The organism is Halorussus salinisoli, from assembly GCA_005239435.1.
Classification (GTDB): Archaea; Halobacteriota; Halobacteria; order Halobacteriales; family Haladaptataceae; genus Halorussus; species Halorussus salinisoli.
The window spans coordinates 101,171-115,971 of record SZNP01000007.1; the positions used below are offsets into that span (position 1 = coordinate 101,171).

A 14,801-nucleotide genomic window follows, 5' to 3' on the forward strand; every position below is an offset into this window, starting at 1 on the left:
GCGGTTATCGAACCTCGATGGACGCCGCGCCGCGCTCGTGGTCGGCGCGCTCGACCAGTCGGTCGATGCGGTTGTCCATCTCGGGATGGGTCGAGAGGAGTCGCGTCAGCGCGCCCTCCTCGTCCCCGCGGACGTAGAGCGGCGACCGCATCTTCAGGCGAGGCTTCGTCGCGCGCTCTATCTTTCGGAGGGCGCGAGCGAGCGCGAGGGGGTCGGTGACCCCGGCCGCGCGCTCGTCGGCCGCGTACTCGCGTTTGCGCGAGTGCGCGAGCAGGACGAGCGTGAGCGCGACGAATCCGACCATCACGGCCCGTCCGACGCCGCGCCGGAGCGCCGCGACCGGCGCGAGAGCGTCGGCCGGCGGGCGACCCCGAAGCCAGTCGAACGCCCGGCGCAGGCCCGTCCCGACGAGGACGAACGGGAGCGCGAGCGCGACGACGACCCAGACGAGCGACTGGCCGGTGCTGTAGGCCAGCGTTTGGACGAGGCTGTCCCGGCTTTCGAGGTGGGCGAGTTCGTGGGCCAGTAGCGCTTCGAGTTCGTCGGCCGTCAGAAGGTAGAACAGCGACCGGTCGAGGACGACCACGCCGCCGCGCGCCCCGGCGAGCGCCATCGCGTTGGGTGCGCCGATTCGCCCGACGAGCAGGCGCGGCCGGGTCGCGTCCATCCGGTCGGCGAGTCGGTCGAGTCGCGCGTGGACCTCGGGCGCGCGACCCCGCGGGAGGTCGGCCGCGTCCACGCGCGAGAGGAGCTGAATCGTCCCGAACCGGTAGCTGAGGTAGCTCAGCGCGACCGTGAGTCCGGCGGTCAAGAGGACGATTTCGAGCAGGTCGGCGCGCGCGAGCCAAACTACCGCGAGCAGCCGATACCCGAGGTACGCGACGCCCGCGTAGACGACGAGGAGCGAGAGACCCACGAGGACCATCAGGGCGCGGAGGCCGACTCGGCGCATGCGTGACGGTTAGGGCGGGGTAAGCAAGGCGATGACGGTCGGGGCGGAGGGCGGAAGATAGCGGTCTCGGCGGTCTGACGCCGTCTGGCAGAAGGGAAAGCTATAGTATCGTCGTCACCCGAACTTCGGTATAATGACTATCGGTTCTGGAGAGCAGCGCGAGCGAGGCTTCGACCATACCGAGGTCGAGCCGAAGTGGCAACGAGAGTGGGACGAGGCCGACGTGTTCCGCATCGACGACTCCGCCGAGGACCCCGAGTACGTCCTCGCCATGTTCCCCTACACCTCCGGGAACCTCCACATGGGTCACGTCCGGAACTACACCATCACCGACGCCTACGCCCGGTTCGAGCGACTCCGCGGCGAGAACGTCCTCCACCCGATGGGGTGGGACTCGTTCGGCCTGCCCGCCGAGAACGCCGCCGAGGAGCGCGACACCAACCCGCGCGACTGGACCATGGAGTGCATCGACTCCATGACCGAGCAGATGAAGGCGATGGGATTCGGTTACGACTGGGAGCGCGAAATCACGACCTGCGACCCCGACTACTACCAGTGGAACCAGTGGCTGTTCAAGCGATTCCGCGACGAGGGCCTCGTGGAGCGCCAGAGCGCCGAACTCAACTGGTGTCCGTCCTGCGAGACCGTCCTCGCCGACGAGCAGGTCGAGGGCGAGGCGGAACTCTGCTGGCGGTGTGACACACCCATCGAACAGCGCGAGATGGACCAGTGGTTCTTCACCATCACCGACTACGCCGACGAACTGCTGGAGGCGCTGGACGACCTCGACGGGTGGCCCGCCAACGTCCGGGAGATGCAGCGCAACTGGATCGGCCGTCAGGAGGGCGACAGCGTTTCGTTCGAGATTCCGGGCTACGGCGACGTGGACATCTTCACGACGCGACTCGACACGATTCACGGCGCGACGTTCTTCTCGCTGGCACCCGGCCACCCGGTCGCGCAGGAGATCGCCGAGGAGAACGACGAGGTGGCCGAGTACATCCACGAGGCCGAACACGCCGACGAGGACGAACTCGACGTGACCTCCGGCGTCTTCACCGGCGAGTACGCCGTCAACCCCGCGACCGGCGAGGAGATTCCGGTCTACGTCGCCGACTACGTGCTGACCGACGTGGGGACCGGCGCGCTGTACGCCGTCCCGGCCCACGACGACCGCGACCACGAGTTCGCCGAGGCCCACGATATCCCCATCGAGCAGGTCGTGGAACCGGCCCCGGACGCAGAGACCGACCCCGAGGACGTGGACGTGCAGGAGGAGGCCTACACCCCAGACGGCGTGCTGGTCAACAGCGGTGAGTTCGACGGTCTGACCAGCGAGGAGGCCCGCGAGCGGTTCGTCGAGGAGTTCGACGGCGAACACCGCACCGAGTACAACCTCCGGGACTGGGGCATCTCGCGCCAGCGCTACTGGGGGACGCCCATCCCGATGATTCGCTGCGACGAGTGTGGCTACGTGCCGGTTCCCGACGAGAATCTGCCCGTCGAACTGCCCGAATTCGTCCACACCACGGGTAACCCGCTGGACGCCGCCGACGAGTGGAAGCACGTCGAGTGCCCCGACTGCGGCGGCGACGCAGTCCGGGAGACCGACACGATGGACACGTTCGTCGACTCGTCGTGGTACTTCCTGCGCTACGTCTCGCCGGACCTCGACTCGGCCCCCTTCGACGCCGAGCAGGCCACCGACTGGATGCCCGTCGACCAGTACGTCGGCGGCATCGAACACGCCGTGATGCACCTGCTCTACGCCCGGTTCTTCACGAAGGTCCTGGACGACATCGACCTCCTCTCGGGCGTGCGCGAGCCGTTCACCGAACTGACCAATCAGGGGATGGTGCTGGGCGAGGACGGCAACAAGATGTCCAAGAGTCGCGGAAACGGCGTCTCTCCACAGCGCATCATCGACGAGTACGGTGCAGACACCGCCCGCCTGTTCATCATGGAGGCGGCCCAGCCGGAGAAGGAGTTCGCGTGGAGCGCCGAGGGCGTCCAGTCGGCCTACAAGTTCCTCCAGAACGTCTACAGGCTGGCCGACGAGTACGCCGACGGTGAGGTTACGGCGAACGACGCGTCCGCGAGTGACGAGTCTGCCGAGGCCGTCGCAGAGTACGTCGGTCGGGAAATCGACGCGACCATCGCTACCGCGACCGAGGAGTACGAGGCGTTCCGGTTCAACCACGCGCTCCAGGCCGTCCGCGAGATGATTTCGCTGCTGCGGCGCTACCGGGAGTACACCACGCCCGACGCCGACACCTTCGAGCGCGGACTGGTGACGACGGTGAAAATCGTCTCGCCTGTCGCGCCGCACCTCACCGAAGAGGTCTGGGCGCGACTGGGCAACGAGGGACTCCTCGCGGAGGCCGACTGGCCCGACGCCGACGCGCCCGACGACTACGACGTGGAGCGCCGCCTCGTGGAGAACACCCGCGAGGACGTGCGCGACATCGTGGACACCGTGGGCATCGAGGACCCCGAGACCGTCACGCTCGCGGTCGCGCCCGAGTGGAAGCACCGCGCTCACGAAATCGCCATGGACGCCGACGGAAACGTGGTCGGCACCATCATGGGCGACGAGCAACTCCGCCAGCAGGGCGAGGACGCCGCCGACTTCGCCAAGGACCTCGCGGCCCAGTCCGAGGCGCTGGACGAGCAACTCTCTCCCGAGCGCGAGCGCGCGGCCCTCGAACGCGCGGCGTGGCTCCTCGAACGCGAGTTCGGGGCCGACGTGGTGGTCCAGAGCGCCGACGAAGCCGACCCGGACCTCGCCCGGAAGGCAGAACCCGGCCGCCCCGCAATCGACATCGCGGAGTAGTCCGGGGGCTTTCTCCACCGTCTTCTCTCCGGTTGTTCCGTCGCCGCTATCGACTACTCCGAACCACCACACGAAGGCCGAACCTTCTTTATCTCTCACTTCGACGCCAGTTCCATGGACCAACCCACGGCGACACAGCGTTGCGAGCGCGTTCTCGACGCCGTAAGCTCCGCGGTCATCGCCGACGAGGAGTTCCTCGAAACCGTCATGACCGGCATCTTGGCCCGCGGGCACGTCCTGCTCGAAGACGTGCCGGGCACGGGCAAGACCCTGACCGCGCGGAGTTTCGCCGACGCGCTCGGCCTGTCGTTCTCGCGCATCCAGTTCACGCCCGACCTGCTCCCCGCCGACATCACGGGGTCGAACGTCTACGACGAGGGCACCGGCGAGTTCGAGTTCTCCCCCGGTCCCGTCTTCGCCAACGTGGTGCTGGCCGACGAGATAAATCGGGCCCCACCCAAAACGCAGGCCGCCCTGCTCGAAGCGATGGGCGAGGGGCAGGTCACGGTGGACGGGACGACTCACGAACTCCCCGACCCCTTCTTCGTCCTCGCCACGCAGAATCCCGTCGAGCAGGAGGGCACCTTCGGACTCCCCGAGGCCCAGCGCGACCGCTTCATCGTCAAGACCACGATGGGCTACCCCGACTTCGGCGGTGAGCGCGAACTCGTAGACCGACGGGCCGACCGGACCGCGAAGGCTCCGAGCGTCGAGTCGGTCGTGGACGGCCGTGAGGTCGCGGCCATCCAGCGCGTCCTCGAATCCGTCCGCGTGGACGACAAACTCCGGGATTACGTGGTCGCGCTCGGCCGGACGACCAGAGAGGACGACCGCGTGGACGTGGGGGTCTCGCCGCGTGGCATCCAGCGCCTGTTCGAGGCCGCCCGGGCCCGCGCCGTCATCGCGGGCCGAGAGTACGTCGTCCCGGACGACGTGAAGCGGGTCGCGGAACCCACCTTCGCCCACCGACTCGTCCTGACCGACGAGGCGACGGTCCGCGGAACCGACCGGAGCGAAGTCGTCGCGGACGTGCTGGATAGAGTGGAGGTTCCGGCCGTGAAGTCCTCCGTGTAGTTTCGACGACTCCCTCCGCGCTGTTCCGGCCCCTTGAGTCGCTGGCCGAACGTCATCGGGAGCGTTCTCACCCACCGAAAATCGCCCGAGGAGACTTTCCCCGGCGGACCAATCGCCGCACATGGTCGAGAAGGCACGCCGCGCGAAGGTCGAGGAGTCGCGGCCGGACGCCGACCCGGCGTGGGAGATACTGGCCCGCGACGAGTCGGACGACCCGCCGCGCTACGTCGGAACCGTCCGGGCCGAGGACGCAGAGGCGGCCCACGAGGAGGCGACCCGACTGTTCTGCTGGTACGCCCACGAGGTCTGGGTCTGCCCGGCCGGGGAGATTCGGCGGTTCTCGGCGGAAGCGGTAGAGAACGGGGACCTTTCGGAGGCGGACCTGTCAGTTCCGGAGTCGGGGACCGAAGGACGGACGCACGAACTTTGATATTGTTCGGAGGCTGGTTTTTGTTTCCGATAGGCGTTTTTAGCCTTCCTTTACATTCTTATTTAATATTCCAACTAGTATATTTATTTGTTAATTCCTCTCGGTGTTCGTCCCTCTTGAGCCACGGAGTCCACCGCCACCGCACGGCACCGCACCGCGACGGCCTCACACCTCCCCAACCTCGTCGGCCGCGCAAGGCGGCCGACTCCCTCGCGCGGTTGGCGCGGCATAAAGCCGCGCCAGCGCGCGCCGGGGTGAAACAGTCCACCGAGCGACGACCGGCGGACCAAACCACCGTCGGGTGGATAAAGGGGCCGCCGGGTCGCGTTTACATGGTCGTCTCAGCGACCCCTATCCGAGTGAGCGAAGCGAACGAGGATATGTCGCTGAGCGACCGCGACCGGGCGGGGGCTTTCGAAACCAAAATTCCCTCACTCGCTGTCGTGCTGTCACTACGCGGGTCGAAGCGGCCAGACGAGGGCTTTCAAGAACGAACTAGCCACTCCGACAACGACCCCTTCCTCTCGGAAACCGCCGCCGAATCTCATCGAAGCGCCATCACGAGCAGGACCACGCCCGCGACGGCACCCAACAGCGCGACCGAGAGACCGTCCAACTCCCCGCCGGAGGCCGTCCCCGTGGGAATCACCCGGACCAGTCCCGTCGCCGCGAGCGCCGCGACCCCGCCGAGCGAGAGCGCCGCGAGACCGTGGAGCAGTTCGACGCGCCGGGTCTCGGCCCGTCGCCCGACCTCCGACCCGAGCGTCGTGGCGAACTCCCCGGCGTCCCAGACCACCAGCGCGACGACCACGCCGCCGAGGACGACCCACAGCGACGTGTCGAGCGTCCCGGCGAACGACGCCGCGAGGAACAGACCGCCACCGGCCAGCGCCGGGCCTGCCACCCGATCGGAGGCGAACCGGAGCGCGAACGACAGGTAGAGCGCGAGAATCGCGCCCGCGGCCAGAACCAGCACGCCCGCCGTCAGACCGAGGACCACCGTCTCCGCGCCGTAGAACTCCGCGACGCCGCCCGCGAGGTCGCGGAACCGGCCCGAGAGAGGCGAGTCGAGTCGCCCGGCGACGAACCCGACGAGAGCGTCGAGAACCGGCCGGTGGACGACGCCGACGCCAGCGACGACCGTCATCCCCGCGACGAAGGGCGCGTAGCCGACCAGCAGGTCCTGCGTCGAGGCGCGCGAGGACCGCCGGACGAGCGCGGCGACTCCCGCGAGCGCGCTCGCGACGAGCGCGAGCCACCAGAGCAGGGTCCGGAGCCCCGGCGAAGAGGTGACCGCCACGAGCAGGTCGTGGACCGCGCCGGGGAGGACGCTCGGGACCACCTCGGCAGGGAGCGAGAACTCGACGAGGAACGCGGGCGGAACCGCCAGCGCGGCGAGACCGACGAACCTGCCGAGGTTGCGCCGGAGCGTGGCTATCGCGTCGGCGACCCGGACCTCGCCGACCGACGCATCGCCGGCGAGTTCGCTGGTCGGCAGGTTGTGGAGCGCCCGATAGCTGGCGAAACCCGCGGCCACGACCAGGAGGCCGAACTGGACCAGGTGGACCTGACCCGGTTCGGGCGCGAGCAGCCAGTCGGTCGCCGCCGAGACGAGTTCGCCCACGGCCCCGAGAACGCCGAGTTCGAGGTTCGTGACCAGCGCGTGTCCGGCGAGTGCGAGGAACAGACCGACCGGGAGGAGCGCGACCCGAGTCACGAGACCCAGACACCGCGAGACCGACCGGGAGGTGGCGACCCCGCGAACCGACGCGGCCGCTCCGAAGACCCCGACCGTACAGCCCCAGAGGACCGACATCACGCCGAGGATTCGAAGTATCTGGCCCACGACGCGCGTCGGCGAGGCCGCCGGGAACGACGCCGCGAACGCCACCAGCGACTCGTAGCCGATTCCGGCCGCGACGCCCGCGCCCGCCGGAACGAGCAGGAGACTCGCCGCGAACGCCGCGGGCACGCGCCACCGCTCGAACGTCAGCAACCAGAGCGCGACCGCGAGACAGATCGCCCCGGCCGCGGCGACGACTGCGCCCGTCGTGACGCCCGCCGCGGCACTCAGCGCCACCGCCCCGCCAGCAGTGCCGAGCAGTGCGACTGCGGTACTCGCGCGGGTCGGTGCCCAGTTCGTCTCCGAGAGGTCGGTCGCGGCGTCGTCGAGTTGGGATTCTGTCATGTGTCAGAGCAGGGTTCTCAGCGAGCGTTCGAGTGCGATTCCGAGCGGATCGTTCACGTCCCAGTCCACCACGGTCGCGCCGGTCGTCCGGAGGTCCCAGAGCCGGACTTCCCGGCGGGTTCCGGCGACCGCTCGGCCGGGTGAACGCTCTCCTTCGGGAACGCGGCCGCCGGTCACGTCGGGACTCAGCACCGCGAGGTCGTGGCCCCGGAGCGAGAGCGACCGGGCCAGCGACTCCGGCCAGTCGTCCAGTACGGGCGAGACCAGCACGACCTGCGCGTCGGCGGACAGTCGGGCGAGCAGTCGCCGGACCGCCGAGTCGGTCGGCGCTCCGCCGTCCGCGGTCGCAGTGGTCGCGCCGGGACTCGCGACCGGGGTCGGTCCGTCGCCCGATTCGGTCCCGTCGCCGGGGACGTAGGTCGGCGAATCGCGGTCGGCCGCGCTGCCGACCGCCTCGAAGACGAGTCGGGCGCTCGCGCCGTCGGCGTCGGAGGCCGCCCACGGCAGGTCGTCGGCCGGAAGCCCGCCCGTCACGTCGCCGTCGCCGAGACCGACCGCGGTGACGCTGGTCGCCACGTTGGCCGCGGTCAGGGAATCGTACAGTCGTTCGCCCGCGTACGCGCAGAGTTCCGCGCCGTTGGGGTAGCCCGCGCTCGGAGTCGTCCGGGCGACGGGCCGGGCGTCCACCACGACGACGGTCCGGGCCGCCCGCTCCTCGCGGAACTCGACCGTGGTGAGGTCGCCGGTCTTGGCGAACCGCCGCCAATCGACCCGGCCGATTGGGTCGCCGGGCCGGTACTCGCGGGTGGAGTGGAACTCCACGCCCTCGCCGCCCGAATCGGTCGTGTGGGTCCCGGCCCGGCGCGGCGAGGCCCGACCGAACGGCGGGTCCGACACCGACCGCGTGCAGGAGAGGGTCGTCTCGCCCGCGGCCGGAATCGCCGTCGTCGCGCGGTCGGTCCCGCTGGCGGTCCGGACCCGAACCGCGGGGTCGCCGAACTCGTGGTCGCCGCGCTTGGCGACGACCGAGTAGGAGACGGTCGCCTCCTCGCCCGCCCTGAGCGCGACCGCGGCCCGCGGCGACCCCGAGACGACTGCCAACTCGTCGGGCACGCCGTCCACGACTCGAACGTCCGAGAGCGCCGACTCGCCCGGATTCCGGACCGTGAGGGTGACTTCGACTTCGGAACCCGGCGGCGGACTCGCGGCGTCGAACTCGCGCTCGATTTCGGGTTCGGTCGCGCCCGCCAGCGACGAGAGCGCGCCGAAGGCTACGTAGGCCAGCGGGACGACCGCGACAGCGAACAGTCGCGGTTCGGCGTACAGCAGGCCGAGCGTCGTCAGCAGGAGCGTCCCGGCGAGCGCGCCGCGGAAGCGCGGGATTCTGTCGCGGTTCATGGCTCTCCTCCCGCGTCGGTTTCGCTCGCGTCGGTCTCGGTCGCGTCGGTATCGACTGACCCGCCTTCTTGCTCGTCTAACGCCTGCTCGTCCATCTCCTCGCCGTCCAGCACTCGGCCCACCGCCTCGACGGTTCGCTCGACGCGCCGCCGTCGCTCGGCCGAGGGGTCGAGCCACGCCCGGAGGCGGGCCAGCACCGAGAACTGCGGTCCGGAGGCTCCGGCGAGGAACGCCGCGGCGATCGGGTCGTCTGTCCACGCGCCGGTCTCGACTGCTCGCCGGGCCTGCTCGGGCGCGCAGTCGGCGGCGCGGGCGTGCGCGCTCGCGGCGGCGTCGGCGAGGGTCGAACGGACCGTCCGGAGCGCGCGGTCGTCGCCCGCGCAGGCCGCCGCGACCCGGTCGTCGAACGCCTCGCCGGTCAGGGTGTGGTCGGCCGCACTCACCGACTCTGGGCGAGCGTCCGCGTCGGCGAATCTGGCCGCCGGGCCGTCTGTCGGGAGTCGGGCGGGCGAACTCGTGCGGGCCGCCCACGCGGCGTAGAGCCCGACGGCAGACCCGAGGACGAGCAGGAGTCGCTTCGGGTCTCGGGATTCGAGGACGCCGACGACCGCCGAGAACGAGTCGGCGAGGCCCGGCGAGACGACGACTGCGGCCGCCGCGAGGGTCACGAGCGCGCCGAGTGCGCCGAGGACGCGGGCGCGCATCAGTCGTCACCTCCCGACTCCGCGTCCTCGTCCTCGGTCCGGGTCGCGCGTTCGATGGCCTCGATGGCGTCTTCGACCTGCGGGAGTCGGTCGCCGGGTGAGCGTGCGCCGTACTCCACGTCGCGGAAGGCGTCCCGGAGCGTCACGACCGGGCCGGGCGGCAGGTCGTCCTCGTGGACCGCGTGGTCGGCGAGTTCGCCGGGCGTCGAGGCCGCGGGCCGCCGGACCGAGACGACGCGGAGGAACGACTCCCAGGCCTCTCGGAGCGTGCGGTAGGAGCCGTCGTCCTCGGACGCGGGCGCACCCGCCTCGGAACCGCCAGCGAGGGTACTGCCAGCGAGGGCGTCGAGGGACGCGCGCTCGCGGGCCGCCAGAGCACGCTCGCGGAGCCACGCCCGAAGTCGGGCGAGGAGTTCTCCAATCGTGGTCTCGCCCGCCCGAAGGTCGCGGAGGGCGTCGACGACGGTTTGGACCGCCCACGAGAGGCGGTCTGCCGCACCGAACAGCGCCGCGACCACGAGGTCCGGAATCGCTCGGATTGCTCCGAGCAGAACCGCGAGGAGTCGCCGCGGCCCGACTCCCCGGCGGTAGGCCGCGAAGCCGAGAGCGCCGAGGACCAGCGCGGCCCCGCCGAGGACGCCCGCGAGGTTGACGAACAGGCCCGAGACGGTCGTCCTGCGGGTCTGGCCGCGGGCCGAGACGACCACCTCGGCGCTCCCCTGGAACGGGAGCGAGGCGGTGGCGGTGCCGTTGATACCGGTCGTTCGATTCGCGTCCGCGACGCCCGTGACGCCGACGCTGGCGTTCGTGAGGGGGTCGCCGCCGTAGGTCGCACAGATTTCGACCGGCGTTCCGGGGAGCGCGACCGGGAGCGCCGGACTCACGGCGACCCGGAGACGCGGGATAGAGACCGTCTGCTCGCCCGTAACCGAACCGCGAGAGACCGCGATGGTGACGTTTCCGGGCGAGTCGGGGAGTCGGACCTCCACGCGGCCCTTCTCGTTCGTGGTGCCTACCGACTCGCCGTCGAGGGTCACGTCGGCGTTCCGGACCGGCACGTCTCGGACCGTCGCAGTCACGACGACTACGTTTCCGGTCGCGACGTCGCCCGAAATCGTGAGCGTGGCGTTCGTGGACAGCGTGTACTCGGTACCGTTGCCGTCGCTCTCGTTTCCGGGCGAGAGCGTTCCGATTGCAAGCGTTTCGGGCGACAGCGCGCGCGGCGGCCCCCCGTTCAGCGCCATCGGCGCGTCGAAGTTCGCGGGAGGCGGGGCTATCGCCATCGGTTCGGTGTTCGCGGGAGGCGAAGTCATCGACTCGGCCTCCTCTCCGGATTTGCCGCCGACGGAGATTCGGAGTTGCTCGGCGTAGGGGACCTGCGCGGTCACGGTTCCCGAGTCGTCGGTGATTCCGACGCGCTCGCCGTTGAAGTAGACCGGGACGCCGATGGCGAGGGTCGCGTTGTCGCTGACCGTGACCTCGACGGTCGCGCCGGGGACCGGGGTGCGGTTGAGTCGGACCTCGTACCGAGTTTCGGACCGTGAATCCTCGGGGTCGCTGGTGGTCGTCCCGTCGTCCGTCGTTCCGTCACCGTCGCTGGTGGTCTCGTCGGTCGTTTCGCCAGTTCCGTCGGTGGCCGTCGAGGACCCGGAGTCGGTCGCGGTGCCCGATTCCGTGGCGGTTCCGGAGGCGGTGGCGGTGCTGGAGTCCGGCGTGGCGGTTCCCAGGTCGCTCGGCGTTCCGCCTCCGGCGGTCGTCCCGGTTCCGCTCTGCCCGCCGGTCGCGTCGTCGTCAGATTCGTTCGGCGAGAACTCCTCGTCGGGGCTGCCCGACTCGGTGGGGTCGTACTCGCTCGCGTCGGCGTCGGTCTGGTTCTCGAACGCCTGCTGTTCGGCCTCCAATCGGGCCTGTCCGGGCGTCGGGTCGAAGCGGACCCAGCCTACGTCGGGGAAGTAGGCTTCGACCCACGCGTGGGCGTTCATCGCCCGGACGCGGTAGGTGTTCGTGCCGACCGATTGGCCGGTCGAGTATCCCACGACGTACCGGGCGGGGACGTCCTGCGACCGGAGCATCGTGACCATCGAGGTGGCGAAGTACTCGCAGTAGCCCTTCTCCATGTCGAAGATGAACTGGGAGGCCACGTCGTCGCCCGCGGGTTCCGAGACGTTCAGCGAGTAGTTCTTGTTCGACTCCAGCCACGCCTCGATTCGTTTGGCCGACTCGTAGGGCGACCCGGCGTCGCTGGTGAGTCCGTCCGTGAACTGACCGACCCGGCGGTCGGTCTCCTCGGGGAGCGCGGTGTACCGGCGCTCGATTTCGGCGGGGTAGTTCCGACCGGCGGTCCGGAGAACCGCGGGGTCGCGCGCCGGCAGGTGGCTGACGCCCGAGTAGGTCGTCCCGGCGGGCACGGGGTCTTCGGTCACGAACGCGCGCTGGTCGGTGACCGACAGCGAGTCGCTACCGGTCTGAGAGACGGAGTTGGCCCGCCAGACGCTCGGCAGGGCGGTGGCCGGCTGGCGCAGAGTGACGCGATACTCGACTTCGCGGCCACGAATCCCCTCGCCCTCGATGGGACCGGTGTAGGGTCGTCGGTCGCCCGACTTCTCCCACCCCGACCCGGTGTAGGTGTCGTACGCGCCGGTCCGCCAGTACGACGCGGTCGAACTCCGGACCGTGAAGTGGGTCTCGGCGTTCTGGGACCGGAAGGCGCTCTCGTCGCTGGCGAGCGACCCACCCACGGAGGTCTGGTCGCCGGGATTCAGCGCGCCCAGACCGCCGCCGCTCCCGAGACCACCGCCACCGCCTCCGGACGGGCCGTAGGGGTTGACGTTGGGTTGGGGCACGACGGACCCGAGCGGCGTCTGACCCAGTCCGGCACCCGAGACGGCGGGGACGACGGTGCCCGCGAGGACGACCGCGAGGACGCAACACAGCGCCAGCGCGGCGCGGAGTCGGTCGCGCGTCTGTTCGTCGTCGGGCAACAGGGGCGAGGACTTCTCGGACATGGGAGGTTTGGAACTGGTCGGCGGTCGGGTCGCAGGCGTCGGCTGACGGTCGATTCGAGGGTCGTCGCGGACTTCGGTCGTCGACGCGACGACCCTCGCGCAGAGTCTGGATGCAACGTGCACAGAGACACGTAAAAAGACTGGTGGAGATCCAGAGGGTTGACAGAAACCACGGTTTGTGGTCTCCGCGAGCGAAGCGAGCGCAGGCTCGTCAGAGTTTTCGCTGGCGGTGCTGTGCAGTTATTCCGTGATTCGGGGGCCAGCGCGCGCCGAGGTGACTGATTCCCACGACCGCCGTGAAGGGCGTGTAATTCTTCTTCTAAGCAATATATAAAGTACTGATAAACGACTATATGTTTCTCGAACACGACGAAACCGTTCCACACCCAACGTCGAGGCGTGGCGAGACGAACATCTTTCACGTACGCTTGCGAACGACACACTCATGACCGACGAGTACACCGGAGCCGACCTGTTCGTGGACGCGCTGGAGCAGTACGGCGTCTCGAACGTCTTCGGCAACCCCGGAACCACGGAACTCCCCGTGATGAAGGCGTTGGGCGACAGCGACCTCGAATACGTCCTCGGACTCCACGAGGACGTGGCCGTCGGGATGGCCGCCGGATACGCCAGCACCCGGCGCTACCACGCCGACCGCGCCGAGCGCGACGGTGGCGTCGAACGTGACGGGGACGACGACGGCCGCGAGGACGACGACCCCGTGATGCCCGTCGGCGTCGTGAACCTCCACGTCGCGCCGGGGTTAGCCCACGGCCTCGGCAACCTCTACGGCGCGAGCGTGGCGGGCGCGCCGCTGGTCGTGACCGCCGGAAACCACAGCACCGACTTCCGCCACGAGGAGCCGATTCTGTCCGGCGACCTCGTGGACATGGCCGACGAGTTCGCCAAGTGGAGCGCCGAGGTGGGCGACGTGTCGGCCCTGCCGACGATGCTCCGGCGGGCGTTCCGGGTCGCGCTCACGCCGCCGACCGGCCCGGTGTTTCTGGCGCTCCCGCTCGACGTGATGATGACCGCGACCGACGCCGACCCGGAGCGTCTCGGCGAGATTCCCGACGCGGGCCGGGGCGACCCGACGCAGATAGAGCGCGCCGCGGAACTCCTCACGGACCCGTCCGAGGACGTGGCCCTCGTCGTCGGCGACGGCGTGGCGCGCTCGGGCGTCGACGCGGTCGAGGCCGCGGTCGAATTCGCCGAGAGCGCCGGGGCGCGGGTCCACGGCGAGATTCTCGCCTGCGAGGTGGACTTCCCCACCGGCCACGACCAGTGGGTCTCCTACATTCCGCCGGACGAGGACCTCGCTTCGACCCTGCTGGGCGTGGACAACCTCGTCTTCGCGGGGTGTTCGACCAACACGACGCTGACCCGCCACGAGCGCGAACTCGTCTCGACGGACACCACCTGCGTCCACGTCAGCGACGACGCGTGGCAGGTCGGGAAGAACCAACCCGCCGACGCCGCGGTCGTGGGCGACCCCGGCCGCGTCCTGTCGGAACTCGCCGACCACCTCCGAGAGCGCCTGTCCGACGAGGACCGCGACGAGCGTCTCGAACGCGTCGGCACGGTCAAGCAGATGGTCGAGTCCCAGATGGCCGCGATGGGCGAAGACAAGGCCGACGACCCACGGGCTTCGAAGGCCCAACTCGTGGACGCGATGCACGACGTGGCTCCCGACGCCTACGTCGTGGACGAGGGCGTCACCGCCAAGTACGCCATGCTGACCCGGTGGCCCTTCGAACCGGAGCAGTACGTCTCGAACAAGGGCGGCGGACTGGGCTACGGTCTCCCGGCGTCGGTCGGTGCCGGAATCGCCGAGAGCCAGACCGACGACCCCCGCGACGTGGTCGGATTCATCGGCGACGGCTCGTACCTCTACTACCCCCAGACGCTCTACTCGGCCGCTCGCTACGACGTGGACCTGACGGTCGTGATTCCCGACAACCGCAACTACCGCATCTTGAAGGACAACGCGCTCGACCTGTTCGGCGGCGACGAGGACGACTACGAGTTCGTCGGCATGGACTTCGAGCCACCGGTCGACATCCCGGCGAACGCCGAGAGTCACGGCGCTCGCGGCCGTCTCGTGGAGGACCCCGACGAAATCGGGTCTGCGCTGGCCGAGGCACTGGACAGGGACGGACCGGACGTGCTGGACGTGCTGGTTCACGACTGAATCGGGGATTCGGGTCGACCATCGTG

Annotated in this window: 9 protein-coding genes; 4 read left to right on the top strand and 5 right to left on the bottom strand. The window is 69.7% G+C overall.

All coding sequences use genetic code 11. The annotated features are described in order from the left end of the window. Positions 1-4 precede the first annotated feature (4 nt). The gene (locus tag E2484_RS19180) at positions 5-952 is read right to left on the bottom strand and encodes a M48 family metallopeptidase (RefSeq protein ID WP_137286807.1); all 948 of its coding nucleotides are present in this window, start codon (positions 950-952) and stop codon (positions 5-7) included. A gap of 133 nt (positions 953-1,085) precedes the next feature. On the opposite strand from E2484_RS19180, the gene leuS reads away from it, so the two are divergent. The 3 genes from leuS to E2484_RS19195 all read left to right on the top strand — a co-directional run bounded on the left by leuS (position 1,086) and on the right by E2484_RS19195 (position 5,289). Then, positions 1,086-3,785 (top strand): leucine--tRNA ligase, encoded by a 2,700-nt coding sequence (gene leuS, locus E2484_RS19185; protein WP_137286808.1) that lies wholly within the window; start codon positions 1,086-1,088, stop codon positions 3,783-3,785. 114 nt (positions 3,786-3,899) lie between these two features. After that, complete coding sequence (locus tag E2484_RS19190) at positions 3,900-4,859, top strand: AAA family ATPase (RefSeq protein WP_137286809.1); 960 nt, start codon at positions 3,900-3,902, stop codon at positions 4,857-4,859. A gap of 121 nt (positions 4,860-4,980) precedes the next feature. Beyond that, positions 4,981-5,289, top strand: a complete 309-nt coding sequence (locus E2484_RS19195) for an Htur_1727 family rSAM-partnered candidate RiPP (RefSeq protein WP_137286810.1) — start codon at positions 4,981-4,983, stop codon at positions 5,287-5,289. Between the two features lie 544 nt (positions 5,290-5,833). On the opposite strand, the gene E2484_RS19200 is transcribed toward E2484_RS19195, so the two are convergent. Genes E2484_RS19200 through E2484_RS19215 form a run of 4 tightly spaced genes read right to left on the bottom strand, consistent with a single transcriptional unit; the run spans position 5,834 to position 12,584 of the window. Then, on the bottom strand, positions 5,834-7,477 hold the full coding sequence (locus E2484_RS19200; RefSeq protein WP_137286811.1) for a DUF7519 family protein: 1,644 nt from the start codon (positions 7,475-7,477) through the stop codon (positions 5,834-5,836). A gap of 3 nt (positions 7,478-7,480) precedes the next feature. Further along, the gene (locus E2484_RS19205) at positions 7,481-8,875 is read right to left on the bottom strand and encodes a DUF58 domain-containing protein (RefSeq protein ID WP_137286812.1); all 1,395 of its coding nucleotides are present in this window, start codon (positions 8,873-8,875) and stop codon (positions 7,481-7,483) included. Then, positions 8,872-9,579: a DUF7269 family protein gene (locus E2484_RS19210; protein ID WP_137286813.1), complete on the bottom strand. Its 708-nt coding sequence runs from the start codon at positions 9,577-9,579 to the stop codon at positions 8,872-8,874. The genes E2484_RS19205 and E2484_RS19210 overlap by 4 nt, the downstream gene beginning before the upstream one ends. Beyond that, positions 9,579-12,584: a transglutaminaseTgpA domain-containing protein gene (locus E2484_RS19215; protein WP_137286814.1), complete on the bottom strand. Its 3,006-nt coding sequence runs from the start codon at positions 12,582-12,584 to the stop codon at positions 9,579-9,581. The genes E2484_RS19210 and E2484_RS19215 overlap by 1 nt, the downstream gene beginning before the upstream one ends. A gap of 445 nt (positions 12,585-13,029) precedes the next feature. Between E2484_RS19215 and E2484_RS19220 the strand changes: the two genes are divergently transcribed. Beyond that, positions 13,030-14,775 (top strand): thiamine pyrophosphate-binding protein, encoded by a 1,746-nt coding sequence (locus E2484_RS19220; RefSeq protein ID WP_137286815.1) that lies wholly within the window; start codon positions 13,030-13,032, stop codon positions 14,773-14,775. Positions 14,776-14,801: the final 26 nt, after the last annotated feature.

Bases quoted from the DNA above. Each gene is read 5' to 3' on its own strand.
- E2484_RS19180 (WP_137286807.1), bottom strand. From the start codon at position 952: ATGCGCCGAGTCGGCCTCCGCGCCCTGATGGTCCTCGTGGGTCTCTCG.
- leuS (WP_137286808.1), top strand. From the start codon at position 1,086: ATGACTATCGGTTCTGGAGAGCAGCGCGAGCGAGGCTTCGACCATACC.
- E2484_RS19190 (WP_137286809.1), top strand. From the start codon at position 3,900: ATGGACCAACCCACGGCGACACAGCGTTGCGAGCGCGTTCTCGACGCC.
- E2484_RS19195 (WP_137286810.1), top strand. From the start codon at position 4,981: ATGGTCGAGAAGGCACGCCGCGCGAAGGTCGAGGAGTCGCGGCCGGAC.
- E2484_RS19200 (WP_137286811.1), bottom strand. From the start codon at position 7,477: ATGACAGAATCCCAACTCGACGACGCCGCGACCGACCTCTCGGAGACG.
- E2484_RS19205 (WP_137286812.1), bottom strand. From the start codon at position 8,875: ATGAACCGCGACAGAATCCCGCGCTTCCGCGGCGCGCTCGCCGGGACG.
- E2484_RS19210 (WP_137286813.1), bottom strand. From the start codon at position 9,579: ATGCGCGCCCGCGTCCTCGGCGCACTCGGCGCGCTCGTGACCCTCGCG.
- E2484_RS19215 (WP_137286814.1), bottom strand. From the start codon at position 12,584: ATGTCCGAGAAGTCCTCGCCCCTGTTGCCCGACGACGAACAGACGCGC.
- E2484_RS19220 (WP_137286815.1), top strand. From the start codon at position 13,030: ATGACCGACGAGTACACCGGAGCCGACCTGTTCGTGGACGCGCTGGAG.